Annotated in this window: 10 protein-coding genes and 1 pseudogene; 6 read left to right on the top strand and 5 right to left on the bottom strand. The window is 53.1% G+C overall.

Going from position 1 to position 9,500, the window contains the following annotated elements; genetic code table 11:
* A partial coding sequence (locus ACTH5D_RS16115; protein ID WP_441672999.1) for a 3'-5' exonuclease occupies positions 1-696 on the top strand: 696 nt, incomplete at its 5' end.
* A gap of 74 nt (positions 697-770) precedes the next feature.
* Here the strand turns inward: ACTH5D_RS16115 and ACTH5D_RS16110 are convergent.
* On the bottom strand, positions 771-1,247 hold the full coding sequence (locus ACTH5D_RS16110) for a c-type cytochrome (protein WP_441672997.1): 477 nt from the start codon (positions 1,245-1,247) through the stop codon (positions 771-773).
* 254 nt (positions 1,248-1,501) lie between these two features.
* Between ACTH5D_RS16110 and ACTH5D_RS16105 the strand changes: the two genes are divergently transcribed.
* From ACTH5D_RS16105 to ACTH5D_RS16095, 3 genes are all read left to right on the top strand, one after another.
* Entirely contained in the window at positions 1,502-2,182 is a 681-nt protein-coding gene (locus tag ACTH5D_RS16105; RefSeq protein ID WP_441672995.1) for a response regulator transcription factor, read from the top strand.
* Positions 2,179-3,591, top strand: a complete 1,413-nt coding sequence (locus ACTH5D_RS16100; protein WP_441672993.1) for an ATP-binding protein — start codon at positions 2,179-2,181, stop codon at positions 3,589-3,591. Before ACTH5D_RS16105 ends, ACTH5D_RS16100 begins: the two co-directional genes overlap by 4 nt.
* A 106-nt stretch (positions 3,592-3,697) precedes the next feature.
* The gene (locus ACTH5D_RS16095; RefSeq protein ID WP_441672991.1) at positions 3,698-4,297 is read left to right on the top strand and encodes a CBS domain-containing protein; all 600 of its coding nucleotides are present in this window, start codon (positions 3,698-3,700) and stop codon (positions 4,295-4,297) included.
* Positions 4,298-4,469: 172 nt separating this feature from the next.
* On the opposite strand, the gene nhaD is transcribed toward ACTH5D_RS16095, so the two are convergent.
* The 4 genes and pseudogenes from nhaD to ACTH5D_RS16075 form a co-directional block, all read right to left on the bottom strand.
* A complete protein-coding gene (gene nhaD, locus ACTH5D_RS16090) occupies positions 4,470-5,936 on the bottom strand; it encodes a sodium:proton antiporter NhaD (protein WP_441672989.1) in 1,467 nt (488 codons plus the stop codon).
* Positions 5,937-6,292: 356 nt separating this feature from the next.
* Positions 6,293-6,449, bottom strand: a pseudogene (locus ACTH5D_RS16085) (IS30 family transposase); the annotation flags it as partial.
* A gap of 54 nt (positions 6,450-6,503) precedes the next feature.
* On the bottom strand, positions 6,504-7,343 hold the full coding sequence (locus ACTH5D_RS16080) for an alpha/beta fold hydrolase (protein WP_441672987.1): 840 nt from the start codon (positions 7,341-7,343) through the stop codon (positions 6,504-6,506).
* A gap of 238 nt (positions 7,344-7,581) precedes the next feature.
* Positions 7,582-8,304: a DUF1428 domain-containing protein gene (locus ACTH5D_RS16075; protein ID WP_441672985.1), complete on the bottom strand. Its 723-nt coding sequence runs from the start codon at positions 8,302-8,304 to the stop codon at positions 7,582-7,584.
* A 95-nt stretch (positions 8,305-8,399) separates the two neighbouring features.
* Between ACTH5D_RS16075 and ACTH5D_RS16070 the strand changes: the two genes are divergently transcribed.
* Positions 8,400-9,056, top strand: a complete 657-nt coding sequence (locus ACTH5D_RS16070; protein ID WP_441672983.1) for a winged helix-turn-helix transcriptional regulator — start codon at positions 8,400-8,402, stop codon at positions 9,054-9,056.
* 101 nt (positions 9,057-9,157) lie between these two features.
* The gene (locus ACTH5D_RS16065; protein ID WP_441672981.1) at positions 9,158-9,493 is read left to right on the top strand and encodes a glutathione S-transferase N-terminal domain-containing protein; all 336 of its coding nucleotides are present in this window, start codon (positions 9,158-9,160) and stop codon (positions 9,491-9,493) included.
* The last annotated feature ends 7 nt before the right edge of the window (positions 9,494-9,500 follow it).

The following is a 9,500-nucleotide window of genomic DNA, read 5'->3' as shown; positions in this document are numbered from 1 at the left end:
CCAACACGCTCTGTCGAGCGACTGTCGCGCTTTACCCACTTTATTGACGGCGTACGTAAACGCATGGACCAAGGCGATGCGACTGCCGCCATTCGCGACATGCTGCGGGATATGGATTACGAAGCGTGGCTGTATCAAAACGCCAGCGCGCCCACCGTCGCCGAGCGGCGCATGGCCAACGTGTGGATTTTGATCGATCAGCTAGAGAAGTCGCTCAACCGCGACACTGAAGACGATACCGATGCTACTGAGACGGAAACCGACGGCATTGAAGCCGCGATTTCACGCCTGGTGCTGCGCGATATTTTAGAACAGCAGGCCGAAGAAGATGACTCTGATCGCGTGCAGCTACTGACGATGCACGCCTCGAAAGGATTGGAGTTTCCGCATGTTTATTTGCTGGGCCTGGAAGAAGATCTATTGCCTCATCGCAACGCCATTGAAGTGGGCACCGTTGAGGAGGAGCGACGACTAGCGTATGTCGGCATCACCCGGGCACGACGCACACTTACACTAACGCTTGCCCGCCAGCGCAAAGCCTACGGCGAGCTGATGGACTGCCAGCCAAGCCGCTTTTTAGAAGAGCTACCCGCCGAGGATTTAGAGTGGGAAGGCCGTGCGGATAAAGAAGATCCCGAAAAGAAGCAGGCGCGGGGTAAAGACGCGATTGCAGGGCTGCGCTCACTGCTTGGATAATAAAAATCATCCACAGGCCGATAGCCAAAACGCCCTGTGGATAAGCTAAAGCGTTATTTCAGTACTGCCGATGATTATTCTTCCGCAATCATGTAATCGACAAGCGCCATCACTTCTTCCTCAGAAAGATTAGGGCGGCCGCCTTTTGCTGGCATGGCGCCAATACCATTAATCGCACTGGCATATAATGCGTCAGTGCCTTTTGCCAAACGCGCTGTCCAGGCCGCTGAATCGCCCATCTTCGGTGCGCCCGCGATACCGTTAGCATGACACACGGCACAACCCGCACCGGAATAAAGCGCGGCAGTATCGATGGAGCTATTGGCATTGGCATCGGCTTCGCTGGCGACCGCCTCTTCTTCGACGTCTGCAACATCAGCAGCAGCTAGAAGAACAGCTGTTCCACACTCTTGGCCCTGTAAGCACAGTTTACCTACCGGCGCTAAACGCTTGGCCATCGCCTCACGCTCGTCTTCTTGAGCAAATGCACCTGTCGCGCCCGTAAGCACACAGAGAGCCACTAGACCGCTGATCATTCCTTTAACTATCACTCTCGTCCCCTTTTAAGTACGGTCTTTTAACGTTTATTTTTACCCCCTGAGGGCGTCTACATCAATACCGCCGAGGCGCCAAGACATGCGTATTGAACGAGTATAGCGGCAACACAAAGCGCAAGAAATGTAATAAAGCGTGCTAGGTTATCAACCTACAGACTATAACCTTTATCCTGACAATCAGGGCCTTTGTGCGCTATCTCTTTCGGTGCTAAGTGGCTGCGTTGATGTAGAGGAGTAACCATCCCGCCATGCGGATATTATTGGTAGAAGATGACCCCAGCTTGGCATCGGGCATTCGCTTGGCGTTAAAACCCGAGCATTTCACGGTGGACCACCTTAAGGACGGTGTCACTGCGCTGGCCGCGTTAAAAGAGGGTGAGCCTTTCGATGCCGTTATTCTTGATCTGGGCTTACCGCGAATGGATGGCATGCAGGTGTTGGAAGCGGTGAGGCGCCAGGGTAATCGTGTGCCAATTCTAGTGCTGACCGCTCGGGATGCCGTGGATGACCGCATCAATGGGTTAGATTCTGGCGCCGACGACTATTTAACCAAGCCGTTTGAAGTCGCCGAACTAAAGGCTCGCCTGCGCGCCCTATTGAGGCGCAGCAATGGTCAGGTTAATAGCGCCTTGGAGTGCCGTGGCATTCATCTTGACCCGCTAACCATGCGGGTCAGCTACCAGGGGCAGTTGGTAGTGCTATCGCGTCGCGAGCTAACCTTGCTGCAAGAGTTTATGACGCATCCTGGGCGGGTGTTCACGCGCGATACCTTAACGCGCCTTGTCTATGGCTGGAGCGAGGATGTGGAAAGCAATGCGATTGAAGTACATGTGCACCACCTGCGGCGAAAATTTTTTCCTCAGCTCATTCGCACACTGCGTGGCATTGGTTACGTAATGGATAAAACCGGCCAGGATGAACGCCCATGACCTCTATCCGACAACGCACCCTAGGGCTTGTGCTGCTGGTATTTGGTCTCAGCATGTTGGTGATTGGTTTTATCAGCTATCGCTATGCGGCTCACGAAGTTGAAGAACTTTATGATGCCAGCCTGGCCCAGAACGCACGCCTACTAGATGGACTACTGCAAACGCCGTTACCGGAAGAGTATCGCAGCGCGTTACTTAATAACTTGGATAACGCTTTGCAGCGTGCCAAGCACTGGGATAAACGCTTTGCAGGGCAGCGTTACGAAAGCAAATTAGCCTTTCAGCTATGGGAAGATGACCGTTTATTACTGCGCTCGGCCAATGCGCCTGACGCCAATCTTGCTGACCATCCTCCTGGTTTCACCAGCCTGCATATCGATGAGCATGAATGGCGCATTTATGTACTAGCAGTATCAAATTCTACTCAGCGAATAGTGGTCAGCGAACGTGAAGATGCCCGCGGGGAGCTCATTAGAGCCGTGGCGCTGCGTACACTGATGCCTGACTTAATCGGGCTGCCATTACTGACTGCTTTTTTATGGTGGTCCATCGGCTGGGGGTTAGCCCCGCTATCTCGCATGGCCGATCAAATTCGCAGCCGCGACCCGCACAATTTACAGCCACTAACGCTAAGCCCACTGCCTCGTGAGTTAAACACTATTGCTGGAGCACTCAACCGGCTTTTAAAACGAATTCGGCTGATGCGCATACGTGAAAAGCGCTTCATCGCCGATGCGGCTCATGAGCTGCGCACGCCATTAGCCGTGCTCGATTTACACGCGCAAAATGCGCTGACGGCCGATAACATTGAGGACCGTCAAGAAGCATTAAGCCACTTGCGCAGTGGCGTTGCGCGCTCAACGCGCTTAGTCACGCAGCTACTAACGCTCGCCCGCTTAGAGCCCGAAGAAGAAGCGCTGCCCGATTATCGCCATACGCATCTGCTACGTGAAGTTCGCGAGACTCTGGCTAAGCTGTCCCCATTGGCCACAGAGCGCGGTCAGCAGCTGTTATTAGAAGCGGATGAGCGCGCAGCTTGGCTAATGTCAGAAGAGCCGGGGGCAATTGAAACCTTGGTGCAAAACCTAGTCGGCAACGCCATTCAGCACTCTCCCAACCGAAGCGTGATCAGTATTACGCTGGCAGCAATGGCACGGGGGTTTCAGATAATAGTTGATGACCAAGGTCCCGGCATACCGTTAAGCGAACGCAAAAAAGTCATTGAACGCTTTCAACGTTCCGGCCCCAGTGCAGGTTCAGGGTTGGGCCTCTCTATTGTGGAGCGTTTAGTAACGCGCCATGGCGGTACGTTACAGCTTGAAGAGTCACCCAGCGCAGGGCTGCGCGTTATTATTAATCTGCCGCAGCCTACCGAAAATGAACTGCTGGAATGGCTCGCTACACAATAAAATTTATCAGTCTCTTAAGGTTGTGGTAAGAATTGAATGCAACTGTGGAACAACACGGTGAACCCGATATTTACGATTCACCTTTTCTCCACATGGAGCAGCCCTAATGAACCAAGTAACATATTCACCTAAGCCATTGGCCCAATTAAGCACCACACCAATATTGGCAATGCCTGCACCCAAGCGGCTATTACCCACTAGCCCTGCAATGACCGTGCTGACTGATTTTTCTCAGCTAATGCCTCAGTCCGTCGATGCAGACACCCCAATAGACGATACTCATCTAAAAATGCGCCACGGTGGCATACGTCTACTGTTCGTGATGGATAAACGCGCGCACTGTATTGGCGTTATCACCTCGAAAGAAGTGATTGGCTCTCGGCGGATTAATCTTGCCATGCAACAGCGCAATCTCAATCGCGAGGAAGTCACGGCTGAAATGATCATGACACCTTGGCAAAAGCTTAGCGCCATGCCCGTTTCACAGCTGGGTTCATTGACGATTGAAGACCTAGTACTATCGATGGAGAGCTTTACCGATCAGCATCTATTGATTACCGAGCTCAACGATAACCAAGAACTGAGAATTCGCGGCCTTATCTCAGCAAGCGATATACAAAACGCCGTGGGTAAAGACATTAACCCCGTCCCGATGGCAAAGAATTTTGCCGAAATTTGCCAAGTTATCACGGGCCATGATCTGTAAAAATTGATCTCGTTTGAAGCGTACCCCGTACTGCTTATTTCACTTTTTTACACGGGTTGTGCTGGGTTAAGTATGCTAAGTTGCTCTCATAAAAATGCCCCTCATTGAGTTATCAATGAGGGGCATTTTAGCTTTTCGGGCCCGTTTAATACGACTTAGGGCCATAATGGGCTCAGAACATCGAGGCATTAATCCATAGATGCGCCGCGATGCTGCCGATATAGCCTAGTAAAATGGCCGGCATCCAACGTAAGTGCCCGGCAAAGGTATAAATACCTCGCGCCTGGCCCATAAGCGCAACACCGGCCGCGGAACCCATCGATAGCAAACTACCCCCGACACCGGCTGTCAGCGTGATCAACAGCCAGTTGCCTTCCGACATATCTGGGGCCATAGAAAGCACCGCAAACATAACCGGTATGTTATCCACCACCGCCGAGATTAGCCCTAATACCACATTAGCCCATACCGGGTTCCAACTGCCGTAAAGCGTTTCGGAAAGCAGGCTGAGATAGCCCATAAAGCCCAAGCCACCTACGCACATAACCACGCCGTAAAAGAACAGTAGAGTGTCCCATTCGGAGCGCGCGATACGGCTGAAAATATCAAACGGAACCACGCTACCCAGCTGTTCCAGCTTCTTCCAATCACCCCGCCTAGAATAGCGCTCACGCTTGCGCTCAAGCGAGCGCGGCAGGCTGCGCCGCAGGTAATAGCCAAAGAACTGTAAAAGGCCCAGACCAAACATCATGCCCATGGCGGGCGGTAGGTGCAGAATAGAGTGGCACAGCACCGAAATCGCGACAGTAATCAAAAACAGCAAGATAATCCGCCGAGAGCCTCGCTTGAGCCAAACGTTCTCTTTTAACGCTGCGGGCTGACGATTCACAATAAAGAAATTCATGATGGCGGCAGGTACTAAAAAATTGACCAGCGCAGGAACTAACAGCGCGAAAAAGCCGCCAAACGGTACCTGACCTGCCTGCCACACCATCAGCGTAGTGATATCACCAAACGGACTAAAGGCACCGCCAGCATTAGAGGCAACCACCACATTTACACAGCAAAGGCTGATAAATTTATTATCGCCCTCGGCTACTTTCAGTACCACGGCGCACATCAACATTGCCGTGGTCATGTTGTTGGCAATGGCTGAAATACCAAACGCCATTACCCCGGTAATCCAGAATAAGCTGCGATAGCTGAACCCTTTGCGCACTAGCCAAGAACGCAGCGCATCAAAAATACGCCGCTCTTCCATGGCGTTGATATAGGTCATCGCGACCAGCAAAAACAAAAGCAGCTCGGTGTATTCAAGCAGCGTTTCACGGAAGGCGGTTTCCGCCTCTTCCGGCATACCCGCTTGAACATAGACCCAGGCGACTATCGCCCAAATAAGGCCTGCAGCGACTAGCACAGGCTTAGACTTGCGCATATGCAGTAACTCTTCACTCATCACCAACGCATAAGCAAGCACGAAGATCAGGACAGAAGAGATACCGGCAATCGAAGTCGTAAGATTAAGCGACCCAGCGGCAGCATAAGTAAGAGAAGGAAAGATCAGAAGAGTACAGGCGAGCAACAGCCAAGCGACCCGGCTAGCATAAAGCCGAGTTGCGAGGACGTTTGGTGATTTCATGGCGATATAATCCCAGCAGAGAGGAGAAAGACCGCCACGATAATAAGCACACTAACGAAATGCTGCAACGCAACGGCTGCGCACAACATGCGACATATTGCCGCATGTTGTAAAGCGTTTTTTATTCATCCATGAACATGTGGTCTCATAATAAAGTTGGTAACAAAACACCTCTGTATGCGTTATTTTACGATGTTAGATCACCTACCAGAATAAATAAAGTTGGTAACTTTCGTGGCATCTTACAGGAAATCAACCAATTTACGTTATAATAAAGTTGGTAACTTTCCGGAAAGAGCGATGTAAAGTTACTGAATTCAAGCGATAAGTGCGGCGCCCGCGGTATTGATGGCTGCTTAGTACTCACCCAGGAGCACCTTTGCCGGTGTTCGATAGCCAGGGCGCTTCCTTGGCCGATCATTCATTTTGTTATCAGCCTGTCGTACATTGGCATCCGTGGCCTGCTAAAAGTCCCCACCTTTCGGAAAAATACTGTCTTGTCAGGCCACTGGTGATACTCCATGGATCTTCTGCTCGTGGACTTTCACATTGTTTATCAGACGCCTGTCATCGAACGCCTCCTATCCGCGCCTCGACCATCGGCACAAGCCAGTCGGCACGCTGAGTGATGGTGAGGTGCGTCGTGTCGGGCAGGATCGCGAGCTGGGCATCCGGGATCATGTCTGCCATCGCCGCCAAGTGTTCAACCGGCGAAAAGTCGGTGTCGCCCAAGACCAGCAGTGTTGGCGTCATGATCCTGCCAAGTTCTGCATTGCTCCAACCCCAGCCGCTGTTCATAAAAGTTTGCATCGCTGTGAAGGTCAGCTCGAACTGCTCGGGACCGTCTGGATTGTTGGCAAAGCCTGCCTGCATCTTGGCGAAATCTTCTTCCGTTGGTAGCAATTCGAGTGCCTCTGGAGACGGTTCCGCCCCGGGAGTGCGGTTCAGCTCAGTGATCTCGGGACGCATGCCGTCGATGTTCTGGCTTGCGGAAATGGCAGTAAGCGTCGCGAGCCGCTCAGGTGTATGGACACCGAGTTCCAGCGCCAACATGCCGCCCATGGAAAAGCCGATGACATGAACCTGTTCCACATCCAGCGCATTGAGCACGGCGAGCGTGTCCTCACGCATGCTCTGAAGCGTGATTGCCGCGTCACGCCCGCCGGTCCGACCGTGACCCTGTTGGTCGATACCGATTACCGGGTACTGCTCAGCGAGCGGCGGTAACAGGTTGGAGAAATCACTGTGGAAGTTGCCCATGCCGCCGTGCAAGAGCAGGACGGGTGTTTCGCCCGACGCGAGATCACCATGGACTTCGTAATAGACGTCGAGGCCATTCATCTCGACCGTTTCGGCCATCGCGGTGAAGGGAAGGACAATGAGGGAAAGAGTGTGGGTGAGTTTCATGCCGTTTCTCTTGTGATGATCTTGGTGCGGCCAGGGTCGGCAAGCCGAAAGCGATGTGGCATCATTTGCGTCGATCACGGCATGGACATAATCAACCTTGGGTCGTCGAAAGCCCATAGCTACCCAAGCGCCAATGAGGCGCAATGGCATTCGGTGCTCATAATTAGACCGCCTCTGGTTTCAAATGAACCGTGCCGTGCCGCAGCGACATTGCAGGTCTATGCCCTTGTTCATCAAGCTACTCTAGGCTCGCTGTGTCAAACAGTGGTTCGAACCCTGCCCACATCATCCGCATTCCATCAAACGGCATGCCGGATACGTCCATATCTGGCATTTCGGCCTCCATCGCCTTGGCGGCGTCGCAGGTCGCGCGGTCGGGCCAGACCGCCCAGCTGAACACCGGAACCTCACCTTCTTCTGCCTTGGTGGCGCGGTAGAAATCGGTGACTTTTCCATGGGGCACATCGATGCCCCAAGCTTCGACCATGCCAATGGCCCCGCCCTTTTTAAACATCTTCCACCCCTCTTCGGCCATTTGGGTGTAGGGTTTCTTGTTGGCTGCGGGGACTGGTGTCAGGAACCCCTGATAATACCCCGCGCCGATATCGGTTCCGGCCTCGTAAATCGGAGAGAAGCCCCCATAAATCATTCGGCTGCCGTCAAAGGGCATCTCCGGCATTCGCTCCGTATCGCCGCTTTCTTCCATCTTTTGCCACATCGCGTCTGCCGTGGCCTTTTTGGGCCATTCGATCCATGAAAACACGATAGTTTCGCTGTCCTTGGCTCCCACAGCACCGTAAAAATCGGTGATTTTTCCATCGGGGACATCCACACCCCATATTTCGACCATCCGGACGGCACCGGCGGCTTTGAACATGGGCCAGGCAGTTGCGACGTGGTGGGCGTATTTGTCTTTGTTAGCCGTCGGCACCGCTGCCACAGCACCTGTGAAGTAAGTCATAGTCATCCTCCAAAGCAAAACTTGCGCGGGCGATTCGCGCTTGCAATGATACTCTGCCAATAATAGTATGAAAAAACAACTTAAGGTTTCTTTTTATGACTAATAAAGGTGGAAACCTACGCATTCGCTATGACGAAGGTTGCCTTGCCGCCCATGCGCTGAACCTAATCGGCGATCGTTGGGCGTTGCTTGCCGTGCGTGAGTTGATGTTCGCGCCCAAGAGATTTCAAATGATTCGCGGCGGTCTGCCGGGCATCACCGCCAGCGTGTTGACTAACCGTCTGACGCAGTTGACCGACGTCGGAGTGATCACCCACGACGACCGCTTCGGAATATATGCTCTGACAGAAGCTGGGCACGGCCTACGTCCCGTGCTCGAGTCGCTCTGTCGTTGGGCACTGTCGGTGCCGGGCCATGATCCATCGCGCTTTATCAGCCCGTCAGCCTTGATGATTTCGATGGGTGTCAATCTGGTGGTAGATTTTGCCAGAGGACAAAACCTCACCGCCGGGTTCGATTGTGGTCGCGAGGCATTTGAAATGCATTTGGCCGAGGGTACGTTGAACACCACCTCTGTACGCAGTCCCGACAGTCACTTCGTCTTGCATGGAACAGGCAACACGTTGGCCGCAGCGGTCTATGGCCCCGTGCCCCTTTCGGCGCTGTTATCCGACGGTTATGTCACGGCCACGGGCGACACCGAGGCAGCCGCATGGTTTACGTCTTTGTTCAGGCTCGCGCCGCAAGAGTGATCCACGAGAGTGATTCTTCAAAGTGACACCTATGCTCGTCTGTGGATCGCACAGGTAGATGAAGGTTTGCCAAGATTAATCTTCTGTAAGGAGTTAAGACCATGGCACAGAAAGTAATTATCTGGACATTAGATTGGGTGCCGATGCCCAATGGCCCCGCTGGATTTGTGCGTGATATGAGACTGAGATGGGCCTGCGAGGAAGCCGGGCTTTCGTATGACGTGCGGACTGTCCCGTTCGAAGAACCTGACCCCAATCATCTTGATCGTCAACCTTTCGGGCAGGTGCCTTTCCTGACAGACGGAAGGATCGAAATATTTGAAAGTGGCGCGGGCCTGCTGCATCTGGCGCGCAAGAGCGACATTCTGATACCGCACGATCCGGTCGGAATCGGAGCGACTGGGCGTCTCTGCCCACAGCCTTCACAAATGGGTTAAGGCCATT

Source organism: Halomonas sp. (genome assembly GCF_052095695.1).
Taxonomy (GTDB): domain Bacteria; phylum Pseudomonadota; class Gammaproteobacteria; order Pseudomonadales; family Halomonadaceae; genus Vreelandella.
Note: the sequence above shows the minus strand (reverse complement) of the source record. Positions and strands in the feature narration are given on the sequence as shown.